The 19,464-nt window shown below is 60.2% G+C and carries 17 protein-coding genes; 14 read left to right on the forward strand and 3 right to left on the reverse strand.

The annotated features are described in order from the left end of the window. Nucleotides 1-46: 46 nt before the first annotated feature. Entirely contained in the window at nt 47-910 is an 864-nt protein-coding gene (uspL, locus tag AC6CIA_RS25000; protein WP_498315774.1) for a universal stress protein UspL, read from the forward strand. Between the two features lie 588 nt (nt 911-1,498). Here uspL and AC6CIA_RS25005 read toward each other — a convergent pair. After that, nucleotides 1,499-1,969 carry a DUF1289 domain-containing protein gene (locus AC6CIA_RS25005; RefSeq protein WP_498315775.1) on the reverse strand — a complete coding sequence of 157 codons (471 nt, stop codon included), beginning with the start codon at nt 1,967-1,969 and terminating at the stop codon, nt 1,499-1,501. Nucleotides 1,970-2,366: 397 nt separating this feature from the next. Here AC6CIA_RS25005 and acnB point away from each other — a divergent pair, with 397 nt between their 5' ends. The 5 genes from acnB (at nt 2,367) to AC6CIA_RS25030 (ending at nt 8,938) form a co-directional block, all read left to right on the forward strand. Further along, entirely contained in the window at nt 2,367-4,967 is a 2,601-nt protein-coding gene (acnB, locus tag AC6CIA_RS25010) for a bifunctional aconitate hydratase 2/2-methylisocitrate dehydratase (RefSeq protein ID WP_498315787.1), read from the forward strand. Nucleotides 4,968-5,295: 328 nt separating this feature from the next. Then, the gene (locus AC6CIA_RS25015) at nt 5,296-6,189 is read left to right on the forward strand and encodes an alpha/beta fold hydrolase (RefSeq protein WP_498315776.1); all 894 of its coding nucleotides are present in this window, start codon (nt 5,296-5,298) and stop codon (nt 6,187-6,189) included. Between the two features lie 25 nt (nt 6,190-6,214). Continuing rightward, nucleotides 6,215-7,486, forward strand: a complete 1,272-nt coding sequence (locus AC6CIA_RS25020) for a glycosyltransferase (RefSeq protein WP_498315788.1) — start codon at nt 6,215-6,217, stop codon at nt 7,484-7,486. A 119-nt stretch (nt 7,487-7,605) separates the two neighbouring features. After that, nucleotides 7,606-8,331, forward strand: coding sequence for an autoinducer binding domain-containing protein (locus tag AC6CIA_RS25025; RefSeq protein ID WP_498315777.1), 726 nt, complete (start codon nt 7,606-7,608; stop codon nt 8,329-8,331). A 28-nt stretch (nt 8,332-8,359) separates the two neighbouring features. Next, nucleotides 8,360-8,938, forward strand: coding sequence for an acyl-homoserine-lactone synthase (locus AC6CIA_RS25030; protein WP_498315778.1), 579 nt, complete (start codon nt 8,360-8,362; stop codon nt 8,936-8,938). A gap of 53 nt (nt 8,939-8,991) precedes the next feature. Here AC6CIA_RS25030 and AC6CIA_RS25035 read toward each other — a convergent pair whose 3' ends face one another. Continuing rightward, nucleotides 8,992-10,269, reverse strand: a complete 1,278-nt coding sequence (locus tag AC6CIA_RS25035; protein WP_339532619.1) for a serine/threonine transporter — start codon at nt 10,267-10,269, stop codon at nt 8,992-8,994. 304 nt (nt 10,270-10,573) lie between these two features. Here AC6CIA_RS25035 and AC6CIA_RS25040 point away from each other — a divergent pair, with 304 nt between their 5' ends. From AC6CIA_RS25040 to AC6CIA_RS25060, 5 genes are all read left to right on the forward strand, one after another. Continuing rightward, on the forward strand, nt 10,574-11,539 hold the full coding sequence (locus AC6CIA_RS25040) for a 2-hydroxyacid dehydrogenase (protein WP_498315779.1): 966 nt from the start codon (nt 10,574-10,576) through the stop codon (nt 11,537-11,539). A gap of 129 nt (nt 11,540-11,668) precedes the next feature. After that, the gene (locus tag AC6CIA_RS25045; RefSeq protein WP_498315780.1) at nt 11,669-12,736 is read left to right on the forward strand and encodes a phosphotransferase family protein; all 1,068 of its coding nucleotides are present in this window, start codon (nt 11,669-11,671) and stop codon (nt 12,734-12,736) included. A gap of 32 nt (nt 12,737-12,768) precedes the next feature. After that, a complete protein-coding gene (locus tag AC6CIA_RS25050) occupies nt 12,769-13,536 on the forward strand; it encodes an SDR family oxidoreductase (protein WP_498315781.1) in 768 nt (255 codons plus the stop codon). 72 nt (nt 13,537-13,608) lie between these two features. Further along, nucleotides 13,609-15,042, forward strand: coding sequence for a MocR-like pyridoxine biosynthesis transcription factor PdxR (gene pdxR / locus AC6CIA_RS25055; protein ID WP_498315782.1), 1,434 nt, complete (start codon nt 13,609-13,611; stop codon nt 15,040-15,042). An 85-nt stretch (nt 15,043-15,127) separates the two neighbouring features. Beyond that, nucleotides 15,128-15,529 carry a cupin domain-containing protein gene (locus AC6CIA_RS25060; RefSeq protein ID WP_498315783.1) on the forward strand — a complete coding sequence of 134 codons (402 nt, stop codon included), beginning with the start codon at nt 15,128-15,130 and terminating at the stop codon, nt 15,527-15,529. A 139-nt stretch (nt 15,530-15,668) separates the two neighbouring features. On the opposite strand, the gene AC6CIA_RS25065 is transcribed toward AC6CIA_RS25060, so the two are convergent. Next, nucleotides 15,669-16,325 (reverse strand): DNA-3-methyladenine glycosylase I, encoded by a 657-nt coding sequence (locus AC6CIA_RS25065; RefSeq protein ID WP_498315784.1) that lies wholly within the window; start codon nt 16,323-16,325, stop codon nt 15,669-15,671. A gap of 218 nt (nt 16,326-16,543) precedes the next feature. Between AC6CIA_RS25065 and AC6CIA_RS25070 the strand changes: the two genes are divergently transcribed. The 3 genes from AC6CIA_RS25070 to AC6CIA_RS25080 all read left to right on the forward strand — a co-directional run bounded on the left by AC6CIA_RS25070 (nt 16,544) and on the right by AC6CIA_RS25080 (nt 19,353). Beyond that, on the forward strand, nt 16,544-17,869 hold the full coding sequence (locus tag AC6CIA_RS25070; RefSeq protein WP_339532665.1) for a C4-dicarboxylate transporter DctA: 1,326 nt from the start codon (nt 16,544-16,546) through the stop codon (nt 17,867-17,869). 86 nt (nt 17,870-17,955) lie between these two features. Continuing rightward, a complete protein-coding gene (locus tag AC6CIA_RS25075; protein WP_084381483.1) occupies nt 17,956-18,657 on the forward strand; it encodes a FadR/GntR family transcriptional regulator in 702 nt (233 codons plus the stop codon). A 15-nt stretch (nt 18,658-18,672) separates the two neighbouring features. Then, on the forward strand, nt 18,673-19,353 hold the full coding sequence (locus tag AC6CIA_RS25080) for a GntR family transcriptional regulator (protein ID WP_498315785.1): 681 nt from the start codon (nt 18,673-18,675) through the stop codon (nt 19,351-19,353). Nucleotides 19,354-19,464 lie beyond the last annotated feature (111 nt).

The following is a 19,464-nucleotide window of genomic DNA, read 5'->3' on the forward strand; positions in this document are numbered from 1 at the left end:
CAGCAACTATAGTTGTGCAACGCCCCTTTTCCTGGAGATCCCGATCATGCAAGCCATCCGCAGCATCCTGGTGGTCATCGAGCCCGAACATTCGGAGAGCCTGGCCCTGAAGCGCGCAAAGCTGATCGCGGGGGTCACCGACGCCCACCTGCATTTGCTGGTCTGTGACAAAAAACATGAGCATTCGGCCATGTTGAGTGTGCTCAAGCAGGGATTACTCGCGGACGGCTACAGCGTCACCACTGAACAAGCCTGGAATGACAGCCTGCATGAAACCATCATCGAGGTGCAGCAGGCCGAAGGTTGTGGGCTGGTGATCAAGCAGCACTTTTCTGACAGCCCGCTGAAAAAAGCCCTGCTGACCCCGGCGGACTGGAAGTTGTTGCGTTATTGCCCGACGCCGGTGCTGCTGGTGAAGACCGCCACGCCCTGGGCCGACGGGGTGATCCTGGCCGCCGTCGACGTGGGCAACCTCGACGGCGAGCATAAATCCCTGCATGCCGCAATCATCGACCATGGTTTCGACATCGCCAGCCTGGCCAAGGCACAGCTGCATGTGATCAGCGCCCACCCGTCACCGATGCTGTCGGCCGCCGACCCGGTATTCCAGCTCAAGGAAACCATCGAAGCGCGCTATCGCGAACAGTGCAAGGCGTTTCAAGCCGAGTTCGATATCGATGACGCCCGCTTGCATATCGAGGAAGGCCCGGCGGATGTGCTGATTCCGCACTTGGCCCATACGTTACACGCGGCAGTGACGATCATCGGCACAGTGGCACGCACCGGTATCTCGGGGACCTTGATCGGCAACACCGCCGAGGTGGTGCTGGATGCGGTGGAAAGCGATGTCCTGGTACTCAAGCCCCAGGCGCTGATGGATCATCTACAGGAACTGGCCAGCACCCCTTGACGCCGATCCTCCAGACAGTGAGGACCCACTGTAGGAGCGAGCTTGCTCGCGAAGGTCGTCAACGATGACGCGGGAAACCTGACACGCCGAGGCGCTCTCGGGTTTTTCGCGAGCAAGCTCGCTCCTACAGAAGACGGCTCGGCCCTGGCTGTTGATCCTGGGCGCGACGCTGAGCAGTGTAGGAGCGAGCTTGCTCGCGAAGGTCGTTAACGATGACGCGGGAAACCTGACACGCCGAGGCGCTCTCGGGTTTTTCGCGAGCAAGCTCGCTCCTACAGAAGACGGCTCGGCCCTGGCTGTTGATCCTGGGCGCGACGCTGAGCAGTGTAGGAGCGAGCCTGCTCGCGAAGGTCGTCAACGATGACACGGGAAACCTGACACGCCGAGGCGCTCTCGGGTTTTTCGCGAGCAAGCTCGCTCCTACAGAAGACGGCTCGGCCCTGGCTTTTGATCCTGGGCGCGACGCTGAGCAGTGTAGGAGCGAGCTTGCTCGCGAAGGTCGTTAACGATGTCACGGGAAACCTGACACGCCGAGGCGCTCTCGGGTTTTTCGCGAGCAAGCTCGCTCCTACAGGGGGTCATGCGGGGTCAGTTGGAAAATACATCCTTGAGAAACCCCGGGGCGATGTAGCGCTGGTAGTGCGCCTCGGACAGGATGAAAAACTCGCGGTCGATGGCATCGCGCAACCGCGGCAGGTTCCAGTCGCGAAACTCCGGCAGCAGCACCATGCCGTAGGCCTCAAGATTAGTGATGACCCGCGCGCCACGGGCGATCAACTGGTAAGCCCAGCAGTACTCGGACTGGTGCGGCACAAAGCGGATCTTGCGCTGCTCCAACTGCCCGCGCAGGGTTTTGGGGTCGAAGACTTCCAGCTTGCCGGCCATCACCTGCACCAATAACTGCTCCAGCCGCAGCCATACTGCGCGTTTTTCTTCTTCGTTATAGCCATTCCACTGGATCACTTCGTGGTGAAAGCGCTTGCAGCCGCGGCACACAAGATCGCCGTAAACCGTGGAACACAGGCCTACGCAGGGGGTCTTGATGGTTTGGTTGGACATGATCGACAACGCACAAATCAGCGAAACAGTTCGACATGTTAGCCCTTTGTCTAAGGTTCATCACCCTGCAAACTTAGCGCGGCAACTTACCTTTAGCTTTTTTTTGCCGTAGAATCATCCGGCCTTGTAAGGCGCCAATAATCCGCTGGAAGCTGTTTTCAAAGCGTCACGAGCACAGTCGTTCCTTCAGAACGGTGTTGGCGCTGGTTATTACCCGGTAGGTCAATAACCAGCGCCAACCCTCATCAGCTCCGTTCTGCAGGCGTAAAACTTTGAAAGCAGCTTCTATAAGGAATGGCGGCAGCGCTGGCTTTGCGGCCCAAAAAGCCCCCGAGCGCATGCGTGCCGTTCATTTCTGGATGAGCGTCCCGTGGGACTACTGATGAGGGTAATAACTGTGCTTGAAGCCTACCGCAAACATATCGAAGAGCGTACAGCCCTGGGTATCGTTCCCCAGCCACTTAACGCCGAACAAACCGCAGGCCTGGTCGAGCTGCTGAAAAATCCCCCGGCTGGCGAAGAAGAGTTCCTCGTTGACCTGATCACCAACCGCATTCCACCAGGCGTTGACGAAGCTGCCTACGTCAAGGCCGGCTTCCTGTCTGCCCTGGCCAAGGGCGAAGCAACTTCTCCCCTGATCGACAAGAAACGCGCCGTTGAACTGCTGGGCACCATGCAAGGTGGCTACAACATCGTGACCTTGGTCGAGCTGCTGGACAACGCCGAGCTGGCGCCTGTCGCGGCTGCCCAGCTCAAGCACACCCTGCTGATGTTCGATGCGTTCCACGACGTGGCCGAAAAAGCCAAGGCTGGCAACGCGTACGCCAAAGCCGTGATCCAGTCCTGGGCCGACGGCGAGTGGTTCAAGAACCGCCCGACGCTGGCCGACAAGATCAGCCTGCGCGTGTTCAAGGTTACTGGCGAAACCAACACCGACGACCTGTCCCCTGCCCCGGACGCCTGGTCCCGCCCTGACATCCCGCTGCACGCCCTGGCCATGCTGAAAATGGCCCGTGACGGCATCGTCCCGGACGAGCAAGGCAAGACCGGCCCGATGAAGCAGATCGAAGAAATGCGCGGCCAGGGTTTCCCTATCGCTTACGTCGGTGATGTGGTCGGTACCGGTTCGTCGCGCAAATCCGCCACCAACTCGGTCCTGTGGTTCTTCGGTGACGACGTGCCTTACGTGCCGAACAAGCGCGCTGGCGGTTTCTGCTTCGGCAGCAAAATCGCTCCGATCTTCTACAACACCATGGAAGATGCTGGCGCACTGCCCATCGAATTTGACGTCACCAACATGCACATGGGCGACGTGATCGACCTCTACCCGCATGCTGGCAAAGTCTGCAAGCACGGCACCGATGAAGTCCTGACCACCTTCGAAATGAAGACCCCGGTGCTGTTGGACGAAGTACGCGCCGGCGGCCGTATCCCGCTGATCATTGGCCGTGGCCTGACCGAAAAGGCCCGCGCCGAACTCGGCCTGCCACCCTCCGACCTGTTCAAGAAGCCTGAAGCACCGGCTGAAAGCACCAAGGGCTTCACCCTGGCGCAGAAAATGGTCGGCAAGGCCTGCGGTGTAGAGGGCGTTCGCCCAGGTACCTACTGCGAGCCGAAGATGACCACCGTCGGCTCCCAGGACACCACCGGTCCAATGACCCGTGACGAACTGAAAGACCTGGCGTGCCTGGGCTTCTCCACCGATCTGGTGATGCAGTCCTTCTGCCACACCGCGGCCTATCCAAAGCCGATCGACGTGACCACCCATCACACCCTGCCTGACTTCATCATGACCCGTGGCGGCGTGTCCCTGCGTCCGGGCGACGGCATCATCCACAGCTGGCTGAACCGCATGCTGCTGCCGGACACCGTCGGCACCGGTGGTGACTCCCACACCCGTTTCCCGATGGGCATCTCGTTCCCGGCCGGTTCCGGCCTGGTGGCGTTTGCCGCCGCCACTGGCGTAATGCCACTGGACATGCCGGAATCGATCCTGGTGCGCTTCAAAGGCAAAATGCAACCCGGCATCACCCTGCGTGACCTGGTGCATGCCATTCCTTACTACGCGATTCAGAAAGGCCTGTTGACCGTAGAGAAGAAAGGCAAGAAAAACGCCTTCTCCGGCCGCATCCTGGAAATCGAAGGCCTGGACGACCTGAGCATCGAGCAGGCTTTCGAACTGTCCGACGCCTCGGCCGAACGTTCGGCTGCCGGTTGCACCATCAAGCTGTCGAAAGAGTCCATCACCGAGTACCTGAACTCCAACATCACCCTGCTGCGCTGGATGATCGGCGAAGGCTACGGTGATGCGCGGACCCTGGAACGTCGCGCCCAAGCGATGGAAGCCTGGGTTGCCAACCCTGAACTGATGGTGGCCGACGCCGACGCGGAATACGCCGAAGTGATCGAGATCGACCTGGCCGAAATCAATGAGCCTGTGCTCTGCGCGCCAAACGATCCGGACGACGCCCGTCTGCTGTCCAGCGTCGCTGGCGAGAAGATCGACGAAGTCTTCATCGGTTCGTGCATGACCAACATCGGTCACTTCCGCGCTGCCGGTAAACTGCTGGATCAGGTCAAGGGTCAGCTGCCAACCCGTCTGTGGCTGTCGCCGCCGACCAAAATGGACGCTCACCAACTGACCGAAGAAGGCTACTACGGCATCTACGGCAAGGCTGGCGCGCGCATGGAAATGCCGGGCTGCTCGCTGTGCATGGGTAACCAGGCACGTGTAGAGCCGAACTCGACAGTTGTGTCGACATCGACCCGTAACTTCCCGAACCGTCTGGGTGACGGCGCGAACGTCTACCTGGCGTCGGCCGAGTTGGCGTCGGTGGCCTCGATCCTGGGTCGCCTGCCGACCGTCGAGGAGTACATGGAATACGCCGCGAAGATCAACACCATGGCCAGCGATGTCTATCGCTACCTGAGCTTTGACCAGATCGCCGAGTTCCGTGAAAGCGCGGCCAACGCGAACATTCCGGTGCTTCAAGCCTAAGGTTTCACGTTATAGCTGCACCCGTTAAAAAACGCCGCGTATCGCAAGATACGCGGCTTTTTTATGCCTGCCCCACGACAAAACACTGACTGACGACCAGCCCTGCGCAATGACCTACCAGATCAGGTAGTTGTCCCTCCGCGCCTTGAAGACTAAAACTCTCTACACCGTGACGCCTGCGTCATGGGGTCTGCCTGCTTTGGATGTTCTTCGCGTTGTAAGCCGTACTACTTCTAATAAAAAAAACAGCCATGCCTTGCCCTCGGCGCTTGAGCCCAGTGGCAGGGGCGTTTTCGCCCGTTTTTCAAGTGCTTGCTGGAGGTGTGTTATGTGGCGCAACCAATATGTGATCAAGAAGGTTTTCAAGGACTACACAGTGTCAGTGGAACAGATCGGCGATGCTCCCGACAGAAAAAACGTATTGCTGGTCAATGGAGCGATGGCCACGACGTCGGCTTTTGCCCGTACCAGCAAATGCCTGGCCGAGCACTTCAACGTGGTGCTGTTCGACTTGCCGTTTGCCGGAAACTCCCGCGCCCACAACCCGGATCGGAGCCTGGTGACCAAGGACGACGAAGTGCAGATCCTGTTGGCATTGATCAAGCGTTTCAACATCCACCACCTGGTTTCCGCGTCCTGGGGCGGCCTGTCGACCCTGCTGGCCCTCGCCAAAAAGCCGGATGGCATCGAAAGCTCGGTGGTCATGTCATTCGCTCCGGGCCTCAATGCTCCGATGCTCGACTACGTCAGCGGTGCCCAGGCCCTCATGGCCCGAGGTGACAATGCGGGTATCGGCCATTTGCTCAACCAGACCCTGGGCAAGCACCTCCCGGCCCGACTCAAGACCGCCAATCAACAACACATGGCGCTGTTGGTCAACGCCGAACCGCATCAAGCGCGGTTCCATATCGACCAGGCCCTCAAGCTCAACGAAGGGGCTTACCTGCCGCAGCTGTCGAGCATCGACAGCCATGTTCACTTCTTGAACGGCGCCTGGGATGAATACACCAGCGCAATCGACGTTCAGCGTTTCAAACAGTACATCCGCGATTGCAGCTTCTCCACCGCAGAAAGCAGCGGGCATTTTCTGGACCTGGAGTCGAGAGCGGCCGCCAACGGCGTACACAGCGCATTGCTGGGCCATTTGCTGGAGCCTCGCAACGCACCGCCAGAGGCGATGTGCAGCTCGCTCCCTCACCGAGCGCAGTTGAGTTTCGCGTGAGCACTTTTCAACAAGGATGTGGATGATGCGAGTAATCATGATTGCCATCGGCTCGGCCGGTGACGTATTCCCCTTTATCGGCCTCGGCGCCGCCCTGACCTTGCGCGGTCATCAGGTGACCTTGTGCAGCATGCCGGCGTTTCAACACACCATCGAAGCCCGGGGCCTGGAGTTTGTGCCGTTGTGCGATGAGGCGACCTACAACGCCGCCATGGGCGATCCCCGGTTGTGGGACCCGAAAACCTCCTTCACCGTGTTGTGGCAAGCGATTGCCGGCCTGTTGGAGCCGGTCTATGACTATCTCGCCGCCCAGGACCATGACGATACGGTGGTGGTCGGCTCGCTGTGGGCCTTGGGTGCACGCATCGCCCATGAGAAATACGGCTTTCCCTACTTGTCCGTCCAGGTGTCTCCTTCAACGCTGTTGTCGGCGCACTTGCCGCCGATCCACCCCACGTTCAACGTGTCGCCGCGGCTGCCCTTGACCTTGCGCAAATGGCTTTGGCGCGGGATCGAATACCTGAGCCTGGATCGTACCTGCGCACCGCAGATCAATGCGCTGCGCCACAAGCGCGGGCTGCCGGGCACGGCGAAGCACATCTTCAGTCAGTGGATGCATGCGCCCCAAGGGGTGATCTGCCTGTTTCCCGACTGGTTCGCACCGGTACAGCAAGACTGGCCGCAGCCATTGCACATGGCCGGCTTCCCACTGTTCGACGGCGGCAGTATTGGGCTCGATGAACAGACCCAAGCCTTTCTGAAGGCCGGACCGGCGCCGATTGTCTTCACCCAAGGTTCCACCGAACATTTCGACCAGCAGTTCTATCGCTTCGCCCTGGCAGCGCTGCACAGGGCCGGCGCACGCGGCATTTTCCTGACCGGTGATCGGCCAGACATCGCAGACCTGCCATCCACTGTGATGCAGCGACCGTTTTTACCCATGAGCTCGCTGCTGCCGCACGCCGCCGGCCTGGTTCATCCCGGCGGTATCGGCGCGATGAGCCAGGCCCTCGCGGCCGGCATCCCGCAAATCGCCCTGCCGATCGCCCATGACCAGTTCGATAACGCTGAACGGCTGGTGCGCATGGGTTGTGGGATACGTCTCGCCTTGCCATTGGATAAACACGACCTGCAAGGTGCGATCAGCGCACTCCTACAGGACACCCGTTTGCAAAAAGCCTGTCGTCGAGCGAGCAGCCTGACGCCCGCCGATGCAGCTTCCTGCGAGACAGCGGTCAACGCCATTGAACAATGCCACGCCCGCTATTCAATACCTCGACTGCGCCAAGCCTCATGAATGACCCGCCTCGTAGGCGAGAGTACCGTGCCAGAGCCATCGGGAAGCGTAGGAAAAGGTTGACAGACAGAACACGTGGGCTAGATTGCCAAAGGTTCCAGGAATCGAGGCGACTGTCCATGGAGAAGGAAAACGACCTCATCCGCTGGTGGAATCGCTTGCGGATCGAGATGCTCACGCTACAGACAGGGGCTCACGTGTTTGCGCTTCTGGAACGGGAAGTGTTGCAGTTGGGGTTCGAGTATTACGCCTATGGTATACGCCATCTGACCCCTTTTACCCGCCCGAAAACCGAGATTTACGGTTCATACCCCGAACGATGGCTGGAACATTACGAGGCCCAGAACTACGCGGCGGTCGATCCGTCGATTCTCCGTGGCCTGCGCTCTACCGAGATGATGCTCTGGAACGACGCGCTGTTTGATAACAGTCCAAAGCTTTGGCAAGAGGCCCGGGAATGGGGCCTGTGTGTCGGCGCCACGCTACCGATCCGCAGCCACGATCATTCGTTGCGAGTACTGTCCGTGGCCCGGAGCCAGGAGCGTATTTCACCGGCCGAAAGCGTCGAAATTCAATTGCGCCTGCGTTGCCTCCTCGAACTGGTGACACTGCGCCTCACCGACCTGGGCCACAGCGAACACGCCCACGAGTCGGTCTGCCTCAGCCTGCGTGAGCGGGAAATCCTGCAGTGGACCGCCGACGGCAAGAGTTCGGGCGAGATCGCGCTGATCCTCGCCATCTCCGTCAACACCGTGAACTTTCACCTCAAGGCCATCCAGAAGAAGTTCGGGGCAGCCAACAAAACACTTGCGGCCGCCTATGCCGCCGCACTGGGCCTGCTTTAAACCCCCACGATCACGATAAGGACATCCAATGATCAACATCATCACTCGTCATCACCATGAACTGTCTACAGCGCTCGAGGACGACCTGGGCCGCTATCGATATGAGGTATTCATCCAGCAACTGGGCTGGCAACTGGATTCCACCTATGCCCTGCCCCAACGCGAATTCGACCAGTTCGACCAGGCCGACACCCGCCATATCCTTGCCCTGGATGCCAGGCGTCGGGTCTGCGGATGCGCGCGACTGTTGCCGACGACACAACCCTATCTGTTATCGGAAGTCTTCGGATTTCTATGTGACCAGCCCATCCCCCAAAGCAGCGACACCTGGGAAGTCTCGCGTTTTGCCGCCCGCGCCCTGGAGCGCGGCACATTGCCGATGCGGGTCTGGTGGAACAGCCTGCATCATGCCTGGAGCCAAGGGGCCAACCGAGTGGTGGCGGTGACCACACCGGCGCTGGAACGTTATTTCCTGAAAAATGGCGTGCAGCTGAGTCGTCTCGGTTCCCCGCAACGCGTGAACAACGACCATGTGGTAGCGCTGAGCTTTCCGGCCTGGCAGAAAAACGGCCGAATCGCGCTGCACGCGGAATCGGCCGTTGTCTAGCGATGAGCGCTCTACTCATGTGAGCAAAGCCGAGAGCGCCGGCTCTGTCCAGATCAAGGAATCAGCGAATAAACCAGAGAGGAAATGGCCACCAGGCCGACCAGGGTCACGAACACGTTGGAGGCCTGTCCACGGTACCTGGCCATGGCCGGAACCTTGCGGATGGCGTACATCGGCATCAGGAACAGGATCGAGGCAATGATCGGTCCGCCCAGTGTCTCGATCATGCCCAGGATGCTCGGGTTCAGCGTCGCCACGACCCAGCACACGATCAGCATGAATGCCGCCGTCATGCGGTCCAGCGCCTTGGCGCCCGGACGCTTGCCACTTTTCACGACCAGACCCTTAAGGCCTTCGCTGGCACCGATGTAGTGGCCCAGGAACGACTTGGCAATTGCCACGAAGGCAATCAACGGCGCCGCGAAGGCGATGGTCGGGTTGCTGAAATGGTTGGCCAGGTAGGACAGGATCGACAGGTTCTGCGCCTTGGCCTCGGCCAGTTGCGCAGGTGACAGCGTCAGCACGCAACTGAAGACAAAAAACAGCACCATCGCGACCATCAACACGTGCGCGCGGGACAGGATCTGCGAGCTGCGCTCTTCGGCGTGGGCGCCATACTGGCGTTTCTGGTCCACCGCAAAGGCCGAGATGATCGGCGAATGATTGAACGAGAACACCATCACCGGAATCGCCAGCCACAACGTGTGCAACAACGCCGACGGCTCAGGCAGCGTAGTCGCGGTGCTGAGAATGCCACCATTCCAATGCGGCACCAGGTAGACCGCGAGAAACAGCAAGGCGACGATAAACGGGTAGACCATCAGGCTCATGGCCTTGACGATCACGTGCTCGCCACAACGCACCACGGCCAGCAGCCCGAGGATCAGCACAAACGACAACAGCGCCCGCGGTGGTGGCTCGATGTGCAGTTGATGCTGCATGAAACTGCCGACAGTATTGGTCAAGGCCACGCTGTAGATCAGCAGGATCGGAAAGATCGCAAAGAAGTACAACAAGGTGATCACCGCACCGGCCTTGATCCCGAAATGCTCCTCGACCACCTCGGTAATGTCCGAACCCGCACGGCCCGAAAGGACAAAGCGTGTCAGGCCACGGTGCGCATAGAACGTCATCGGGAAGGCCAGCAGCGCGAGGAACAGCAGCGGCCAGAAGCCGCCGAGGCCCGCGTTGATGGGCAGAAACAGTGTGCCGGCGCCAATCGCCGTGCCGAACAGGCCGAGCATCCAGGTCGTGTCCTGGCGGCTCCAGCCGGTGAGGGTTACAGGTGTCGTTGCGTAGCGTTCATCGACGCTATTGGCCTGATCATTCATCCGCTCGGATCTCCGCATTCATACGGTCGCGGCGAGTCAGAAAACCCTGACAGGCAGCGCCACAACCGTAACAGGGGCGCGATTGTCCAAGATTCACCTGAAGAAGCAAAGACTTAGCTGAGGAATGGTCAGGTTGGAAGGCGGCCCACGGAGGTCGCGAAACCGCTGAACGGAGCGTCCATCAGGCCGGTCAAAGGGATTGATCACGTGTACAAGGCATCAGTTTTTTTCTATGCCTGTAGACAGTCCGTCCTGGAAAATACCCCATACTCTCCCCCACCAAAGCCCTCAGGAAGAACCTCGCATGCCCGCCACTGTTCTGGTCCTGGTCGAAACCATCAACGACTATTTGCCCATCATCGAGAGCAATGACTTTCATGTAATCCTCGCGCCCACGCCCACCGAACGGCGTGAGGCGATCAAGCACCATGGCGGCCAGATCCAGGCCGTACTGACCCGCGGCCCCTTGGGGCTTTACGCTGAAGAAATCGCCGCCCTGCCGTTGCTGGAAATCATCTGCGTGATCGGCGCGGGTTATGAACAGGTGGACCTGCAAGCCGCCAGCGACCGGGGAATCATTGTCACCAACGGCGCCGGCGTGAATGCTCCGTCGGTGGCGGACCACGCCCTGGCGCTGTTGCTGTCGCTGGTGCGAGGCATTCCTCGAAGCGACGCCGCGGTTCGGCGTAGCGAATGGCCCAAGGTGATGCGCCCTTCGCTCTCGGGTAAACAGTTGGGCATCCTGGGCCTGGGTGCCGTCGGCATGGCTGTCGCCAAACGCGCGGCCCTGGGCTTCGACATGCACATCAGCTATCACAGCCGCCAGCCACGCGGCGATGTCGACTACACCTACTGCTCAACGCCGGTGGAGCTGGCACGCACCTCGGACTTTCTGATCATCGCCACCCCGGGCGGCCCGGGAACCCGGCATTTGATCGACCGCCAGGCGTTGGATGCCCTCGGGCCCAACGGCTTTCTGGTGAACATCGCGCGTGGCAGCGTGGTGGTGACGGCGGACCTGATCAGCGCGCTGGAGCAACGGCGCATTGGCGGCGCCGCGCTGGATGTGTTCGACGACGAGCCCAACGTCCCCGACGCCTTCAAGTCGCTGGCCAATACGGTACTGACGCCGCACGTCGCCGGCCTGTCGCCGGAAGCCGCTCACGACACCGTGCAGCGGGTGGCGGACAACCTGGTGGAACACTTCGCCGGCCGCCCGGTGCTGACCCCCGTAACGTTGCCACCGCGCAACCGCATGCCCGAGAAATGACCGATCAGGCACGCTGATCATCATCCAACACGCTAACCTATTAAGCCGACCCGACCTTGTCGCGGGTCGGCCGCGCGCATTAGATTAGCCAATAGTCCAAGGCCTCAAGAATAAGCAGAAGGGATAAGCATGGCGCTCAACGACCAATCGACCCAGATTCGCCCCGGCGAAGAACTTGATGCCAGTCTCATCGATCCCTACCTCAAGGCCCATATTCCGGGCCTGAGCGGCACGCCGAAAATCAGCCAGTTCCCTGGTGGGGCGTCCAACCTGACCTACCTGCTGGAATACCCCGAACAGGAGTTCGTCCTGCGCCGTCCGCCCTTTGGCCACAAGGCCAAGTCCGCCCATGACATGGGGCGTGAATTTCGCATTCTCAACCAGCTCAAGGACGGCTTTGCGTATTGCCCCAAGACGTACGTGCATTGCACCGACGAATCGGTGATCGGCGCCGAGTTCTACGTGATGGAACGGGTCAAGGGCATCATCCTGCGCTCGGACCTGCCACCGGAACTGGGCCTGGACGCAGCGAAGAGCGAGGCGCTATGCAAGAGTTTCATCGACAAGTTCGTCGAACTGCACCAGGTCGACTATGCCGCCTGCGGCCTGGCCGACCTGGGCAAGCCCGAAGGTTACGTGGCGCGGCAGATTCGCGGCTGGAGTGATCGCTACGAGAAAGCCTTGACCCCTGATGCGCCGAAATGGGCAGCGGTGCGCGCCTGGCTCAACGACAAGATGCCCGCCGATCACCCGACTTCCAGCATCGTCCACAATGACTACCGCTTCGATAACGTGATCCTCGACCCACACAATCCGATGCAGATCATCGGCGTGCTGGATTGGGAACTGACCACCCTTGGGGATCCGTTGATGGACCTGGGCAACAGCCTGGCCTATTGGATTGAAGCGGACGACCCGGCGCCCGTGCAATTGATGCGTCGCCAACCGAGCAATGCACCGGGCATGCTCACCCGCCGCGAATTCGTCGATTACTACGCCGCACGCTCGGGCATCCAGATCGACAACTTCGACTTCTACTACACCTACGGCCTGTTCCGCCTCGCCGGCATCGTGCAGCAGATCTACTACCGCTTCTTCCATGGCCAGACCCAGGACAAACGCTTTGCGCAGTTCATTCAGATGAACAAGCTGCTGGAGCAGATGAGCCTGAATGTCATCGGCAAATCCGTACTCTGATAGTCCGAGCTATGACCTCACAAGGAAAAACCATGTCCAAGACTCAGTTGTTCGACCTCGACGGCAAGATCGCTTTTGTTTCCGGCGCCAGCCGCGGTATCGGCGAAGCCATCGCCAAACTGCTGGCCCAGCAAGGCGCGCATGTGATTGTGTCGAGCCGTAAGATCGACGGCTGCCAGCACGTCGCCGATGCGATCATCGCCGCCGGCGGCAAGGCCACGGCGATTGCCTGCCACATCGGCGAGATGGAACAGATCAGCGCGGTGTTCGCCGGCATCCGCGAGCAATTCGGGCGCCTGGATATCCTGGTCAACAACGCGGCCACCAACCCGCAGTTCTGCAATGTGCTGGACACTGATCTCGGCGCATTCCAGAAAACCGTCGATGTGAACATTCGCGGCTACTTCTTCATGTCCGTGGAAGCCGGCAAGCTGATGCGCGAAAACGGCGGCGGCAGCATCATCAACGTGGCCTCGATCAACGGTATTTCCCCTGGGCATTTCCAGGGCATCTATTCGGTGACCAAGGCCGCGGTCATCAACATGACCAAGGTCTTCGCCAAGGAATGCGCGCAGTTCGGCATTCGCTGCAACGCGCTGCTGCCGGGGCTGACCGACACCAAGTTCGCCTCGGCGCTGGTGAAGAACGATTCGATCCTGAAAATGGCCCTGCAACAGATTCCACTCAAGCGCGTCGCCGCGCCGGATGAAATGGCCGGTGCGGTGCTGTACCTGGCCAGCGATGCCTCAAGCTACACCACCGGCGTAGCGTTGAATGTGGACGGTGGATTCCTGTCCTGATTGATCGTCAGAAGCTCCGGCGATAGCGACTTGCGGTAATCTTGCGGGTGATTGATTGCCTCTGGATGAAACATGGAACTGCACGTCGTTATCAAGGGCCGCAAGGATCTGGCGGAACAGCTTTACCAGCAACTGCGCACGGCGATCGAGTCAGGCCGCCTGGCCGCCGGTGCGCAACTGCCCCCGAGCCGCCTGTTGGCCGAACAACTGGGGGTCTCGCGCAAGACCGTATCCGACACCTACGCCGTGCTGACCTACGAAGGTCTGTTGGTCGGCAAGGTCGGCCGGGGTACCTTCGTCAATGCCTGGGCGACACGCGCCGAACAGTTGCAACGCGCGCCTGACCTTGCCTGCGCCGACACACTGGCCAAATGGCAAGCCCTACCCTTTTCCCTGGGCCATCCCGATCGCGACAACCGCCCGCGCCGTGACTTTATCGGGGGCGCCACCACCCGCAACCAGTTCCCACAGGATGAATGGCGGCGCTGCACCCAGGATGCCTTGCGCCGTATCGCCCAAAGCAGCGGGTTCTACAGCCAGCCAGCAGGCTTGCCGGCGCTGCGCAGCGCTATCGCCGGGCACATCGCCTTTTCCCGGGGCGTCAAATGCCGCAGTGAAAACATCGTGGTGACCAACGGCGCCCAGCAGGCCCTCGACCTGATCGCCCGCGTCGTATTGGAACCGGGCAGTATTGTTGCCATGGAAGACCCCGGCTACACGCCGGCGCGACTGTTGTTCAAAGCCATGGGCGCGACGGTGGCGAGCGTGCCGGTTGACGAACAAGGCCTCCAGGTCGCGCTGATTCCCGACGGCACGCGATTGATCTATGTGACGCCCTCCCATCAGTTTCCATTGGGCATGCCCATGAGCCAGTCACGCCGAGAAGCGCTACTGGCACGGGCCATCGAACTGGGAGCGATTGTGATCGAGGACGACTATGACAGCGAATTCCGCTACGAGGGCCGCCCCACCGATTCCCTGCAAAGCATGGACACCCAAGGCGTGGTCACCTACGTCGGCACCTTCTCGAAAACCCTGCTGCCCGAATTGCGCCTCGGCTACGCAGTATTGCCGCCGGCCATCTTCGACGCGGTGCTCAAAGCCAAGCAACTGACCGACCAACACACCTCGACCTTGCCGCAATGGGCGCTGGCCAAATTCATCAGCGAAGGCTATTTGCTCAAGCACATTCGCCGCTGCCATACGGTATACGCCGGGCGACGCGAGCGCCTTCTCGCACGCCTGTCCGGCGATCTTGCGCCCTGGTTCAGCAGCGTGCCCACCGTGGCCGGCTTCCATCTGGCGGCCCTGTGCAAGGTGCCGATAGACATCGAGCGGCTTATCAAGCGCGCACACGAGGCCGACGTGGGGCTGCATCCGCTGGCGCTGTTTTTTCATGCAGTACCGGCACAGACAGGCCTGATGTTCGGCTTCGGAGCCATCGAGACCCTGGATATCGACCCGGCGCTGGATAAGGTGCGGGATATTCTCCTGGAGATTGGCTAAGGGGTTTTCGTGCCGATTGGCTATTGGTCAGCAGGCGAGTGAGGCTTAGTGTGGACCGGGTCTTGAACAACTCGGAATCCGCATCATGAAAACGCTTCTCGGCACAGCCCTGCTGCTGGCCTCGTTCAGTGCCCTTGCCCACGACCCGGTCTACAACCAGGAGAAAATCAACATACTGCAGGAGCACCCACTCGCCAACGTCCCGGGCAAGAAAACCATCATGCTCACCGTGGACTACGCTCCTGGCCAAGCGACCGCCCCCCACAGCCATACCGGCACGGCCGTGGCGTATGTGCTGGAAGGCGAGATTACCTCACGGGTCAACGATGAAAAGGCCATCACCTACACGGCTGGCCAATCGTTCTACGAACCGGCCGGTTCGCGCCATTTCGAATCGAGTAATGCCAGCCAGACCAGGCCGGCCAAGTTGCTGGTGGTGATGGTGCTGGATGAGAGCGCCGAGGTGCTGACCCCATTGGCGCATTAATCATCAACATCCCGCGCTTATCCATCCGCAGATACCGTCTTGAAGCTTGCCGAGCACGCGCAAATCTCAAGCCATACGTCACCCCGTAACAGCCTGAGCTTGCCCGGCCAAGTTCAAGACGATAGCTACGGGTTCTGGTCTACGGATGCTCGGCGAGTGTCGGCAATGCCGAAGGCCGGATGAAGCGTTGTCGCAGGCGTTCAATCTGCGGTCGGCAGATGCAGCCTTCCAAATGATCGTTGACCATGCCCATCGCCTGCATCAAGGCATACATCGTGGTCGGGCCGACATAGGTCCAGCCGCGCTTTTTCAAGGCTTTTGACAAGCGTATCGAGGCGATTGAGGTCGGATTGGCGGTCCAGTAAGCCAGGTCGACCCGCGCGGGACGCTCGGCGTCGGCGGGCTCGAACGACCACAGCCACGCCGCCAGCGAGCCGGTGTCCGCCACCAGTTCACAGGCCCGCCGCGCGTTGTTGATCACCGAAACGATCTTCGCCCGATTGCGCACAATGCCAGGATCGAGCATCAGGCGCTGGATATCGTCCTCGGTGTATCGGGCGACCCGTTGATAATCAAAACCCTCGAATGCCCGCCGAAAGTTTTCCCGCTTGCGCAGAATGGTGATCCACGCCATTCCGGCCTGAAAGCCTTCCAGGCAGATTTTCTCGAACAACTGAATGTCATCGCCCACCGGCACGCCCCACTCGTGATCGTGGTAATGGGCATATTCCGGCGCCGACTGACGCCAACTGCAGTGGGTGACGCCATCGTGCGTTGTCAGTCCCGACAGATCCATAATTCACCTTTCTGGCCAAGCGCCGAATGATAAGCGAAAAAACTTTGCGTGCCGCCAACCGCTCAAGCATCACGGTTACCGAGCAACTGGTCAGACCGGAACCGGCTGAGACGCGAATATGTGCTTGTTAATTGGAAAATACCTTGATTAGACTGACCGCGCACTGGACATACCGGTAAGACCACAACAATTAAGCCCTGGACCCACCAGGGCGCCGAATAGAGATCCCTCCCATGCTCAGATGGTGCTCGCGTTCGATTTTCCTGCAAGTCGTCATTGGCCTGATCCTTGGCATAGTGTGCGGCTTGGCCCTTCCAGAATTCTCCTCACAACTCAAACCCTTGGGTGACGGCTTCATCAAGCTGATCAAAATGCTGATTGGCCTGATTGTGTTTTGCGTCGTGGTCAGCGGTATCTCTGGCGCCGGCGACTTGAAGAAAGTCGGGCGCATCGGCCTCAAGTCAGTGATCTACTTTGAAATACTGACCACCATTGCCTTGGTGCTGGGCCTGATTCTGGCGTTCAGCACCGGGATCGGCAGCGGCGCCAACATTCATCTGGACCAACTGTCTTCCGCCGGTCTCAATGAACTGGCCGACCGTGGCCAGCACATCAAAGGCACCAGCCAGTTTTTGATGGAACTCATCCCCAACTCGGTGATTGGCGCCTTTGCCGACAACAACGTGCTTCAGGTGCTGTTGTTCTCCGTACTGTTTGGCAGCGCACTGAACCTGGTGGGTGAAGCAGCCTCCGGCATCTCGCGGCTGATCAATGAACTGAGCCATGTGATTTTTCGCATCATGGGCATGATTGTGCGCCTGGCGCCCATTGGTGTGTTTGGCGCCATCGCCTTTACCACCAGCACCTACGGTCTGGACTCGCTGCAACACTTGGGCAGCCTGGTCGGCTTGTTCTACCTGACCTGCATCGCCTTTGTCGCATTGATCCTGGGACTGGTGATGCGTCTGTCCGGCTTGCGCATGTTGCCCCTGCTCAAATACCTGCGTGAAGAATTGCTGATCGTGATGGGTACCGCGTCTTCGGACGCGGTGTTGCCACAGATCATGCGTAAACTGGAACACCTGGGTATCGGCAGTTCCACGGTGGGCCTGGTGATTCCTACCGGCTACTCGTTCAACCTCGACGGTTTCTCGATCTACCTGACCCTGGCCATCGTGTTTATCGCCAACGCCACCGGCACGCCGCTGTCGATGACAGACTTGATGACGATTCTGCTGGTATCGCTGATTACCTCCAAGGGCGCCCACGGGATTCCGGGCTCGGCCCTGGTGATTCTGGCGGCGACGCTGACCGCCATCCCGGCCATTCCGGTGGTAGGCCTGGTGCTGGTGTTGGCGGTGGACTGGTTCATGGGCATTGGTCGTGCGTTGACCAACCTGATCGGCAACTGCGTGGCTACCGTGGCCATTGCCCGTTGGGAAAAGGACATTGATATCCAGCGGGCGAACAAGGTACTCGACGGCCAGCAAGGCTATGCCTTCCAGACCAAGAAGCCGGTGCAGCCGGCGCATCAGGAGTTCTAGAAGCCTGCACTCCCCCACACCCTGCAGGAACCAGGCGTGCCCCTCGTTCCTGCAGTCAAGACAGTATTTTTTCAAGGAGCCACGAGGTGATCACCACATCAACTGTTGTCAATTCAGTTGTAGAAAAACTGCGCGCCGCCCTGGCGCAAGGTCAGTGGCGGCGCGGGGAAATGTTGCCCGGGCAACGCGAACTGGCCGAACAATTGGGTATCAGCCGTCCGAGCCTGCGCGAAGCGGTGATTGTGCTGGAAACCCTCGGGCTGGTGCGTTCGATGCCCGGCAAAGGCGTGGTTGTGCTGGAAACCAGCGTCAGCGAACCCCAGGCCAGCGACGCCGTGGCCGACGCCAGCCTCGAAGACATCCTGCAACTGCGCTACACCCTGGAGCCCTTTATCGTCGGCCTGGTGGCCCAGTCCATCAGCAGCAAGGAAGTCGGGCAACTGCGCCTGACCCTGATGGACATGCGCGAAGCCTTGGACGCCGGCGACAGCGAAGCCGGGATGAATGCTTACATCGCCTTCCACGAAGAACTGTTTGCACTGACCTCCAACCCGATCTTCCAGAACGTGGTGCAGCAGACCAGTAACGCCCTCAAGCAGAGCGCCCAAGTGCTGCGCAACTCGCCTGAACACCTGGCGGAGCGCTTGCAGGAAAACGACGCCGTGGTGCGCGCCATTCGTAATAAGAACAGCGCCCTGGCCAGTGCCGAAATGCGCCGCCATATCCTGATGGAAGGCCAGCGCATGGGCATCGCCCTGAACATCCCGGACGACCATCTCGGCAGCTGACATTGGAGACAGGCCATGACCGCCCACGCCTTGCAACGCAACATTGCTGTCGCAGCCCTGCCCACCATGCGCCTGGTGGCTGGCAACAAGCTGTCGGCGGATGCTATCTACCCACGCTTGTTCGAGGCCATTCTCGAACAGCGCATCGTCCCGGCCAGCCGCTTCACCGAAGAAAGCCTGGCGCAGAGCTTTGGCGTCAGCCGCAGTGTCATCCGCCGGGTTCTGGCGCGTTTGGCCGAGCAGCACGTGATCATCCTGCGCCCCAACCTTCGCGCCCAGGTGGCAGCGCCAGACGCCCGGCAAGTGCAGCATATTCTCGAAGCGCGGCGCTTGATGGAAGTGACCGTGGTGCAACTGGCCTGCACCCACGCAACCCCGGCCCACGTGCGCCAACTGCGCGAGCTGATTGCCCGGCAACGGGAAGCCGTCGAGCGCAATCAACCGGGCGCGGCGATTCGGCTTTCAGGCGAGTTTCATATGATGTTGGCCAGCATTGCCGGCAACGGCCCGCTGGCGCAGTTTCTCAACAGCCTGGTGCCGTTGACCGCGCTGGTCATCGCCCAGCACGGGCTCCCCGCCAGCGATTGGCAGGAACAGCTGCACATTGTCGAAGCCCTTGAACGCGGGGATGCCGCTGCAGCGATAACCTCGATGACCCGGCACCTCGATCACCTGCAAGCCGTCTTGAGCCGGTAAACGATGTCACCTGTTTGACTTCTGTGGCGAGGGGGCTTGTCCCCGTTGGGCTGCGTAGCAGCCCTAATAAAGACAAATGCGGTGTATCAGGCACTCTTCAGCGACTGGGTT

The organism is Pseudomonas sp. GQ91, assembly GCF_059758795.1.

Coding starts and splice junctions, on each gene's coding strand:
- AC6CIA_RS25040 (WP_498315779.1), top strand. CDS start 10,574: ATGCCCGCCACTGTTCTGGTCCTGGTCGAAACCATCAACGACTATTTG.
- uspL (WP_498315774.1), top strand. CDS start 47: ATGCAAGCCATCCGCAGCATCCTGGTGGTCATCGAGCCCGAACATTCG.
- AC6CIA_RS25060 (WP_498315783.1), top strand. CDS start 15,128: ATGAAAACGCTTCTCGGCACAGCCCTGCTGCTGGCCTCGTTCAGTGCC.
- AC6CIA_RS25035 (WP_339532619.1), bottom strand. CDS start 10,269: ATGAATGATCAGGCCAATAGCGTCGATGAACGCTACGCAACGACACCT.
- AC6CIA_RS25015 (WP_498315776.1), top strand. CDS start 5,296: ATGTGGCGCAACCAATATGTGATCAAGAAGGTTTTCAAGGACTACACA.
- AC6CIA_RS25080 (WP_498315785.1), top strand. CDS start 18,673: ATGACCGCCCACGCCTTGCAACGCAACATTGCTGTCGCAGCCCTGCCC.
- AC6CIA_RS25020 (WP_498315788.1), top strand. CDS start 6,215: ATGCGAGTAATCATGATTGCCATCGGCTCGGCCGGTGACGTATTCCCC.
- AC6CIA_RS25045 (WP_498315780.1), top strand. CDS start 11,669: ATGGCGCTCAACGACCAATCGACCCAGATTCGCCCCGGCGAAGAACTT.
- pdxR (WP_498315782.1), top strand. CDS start 13,609: ATGGAACTGCACGTCGTTATCAAGGGCCGCAAGGATCTGGCGGAACAG.
- AC6CIA_RS25065 (WP_498315784.1), bottom strand. CDS start 16,325: ATGGATCTGTCGGGACTGACAACGCACGATGGCGTCACCCACTGCAGT.
- AC6CIA_RS25050 (WP_498315781.1), top strand. CDS start 12,769: ATGTCCAAGACTCAGTTGTTCGACCTCGACGGCAAGATCGCTTTTGTT.
- AC6CIA_RS25025 (WP_498315777.1), top strand. CDS start 7,606: ATGGAGAAGGAAAACGACCTCATCCGCTGGTGGAATCGCTTGCGGATC.
- AC6CIA_RS25030 (WP_498315778.1), top strand. CDS start 8,360: ATGATCAACATCATCACTCGTCATCACCATGAACTGTCTACAGCGCTC.
- AC6CIA_RS25005 (WP_498315775.1), bottom strand. CDS start 1,969: ATGTCCAACCAAACCATCAAGACCCCCTGCGTAGGCCTGTGTTCCACG.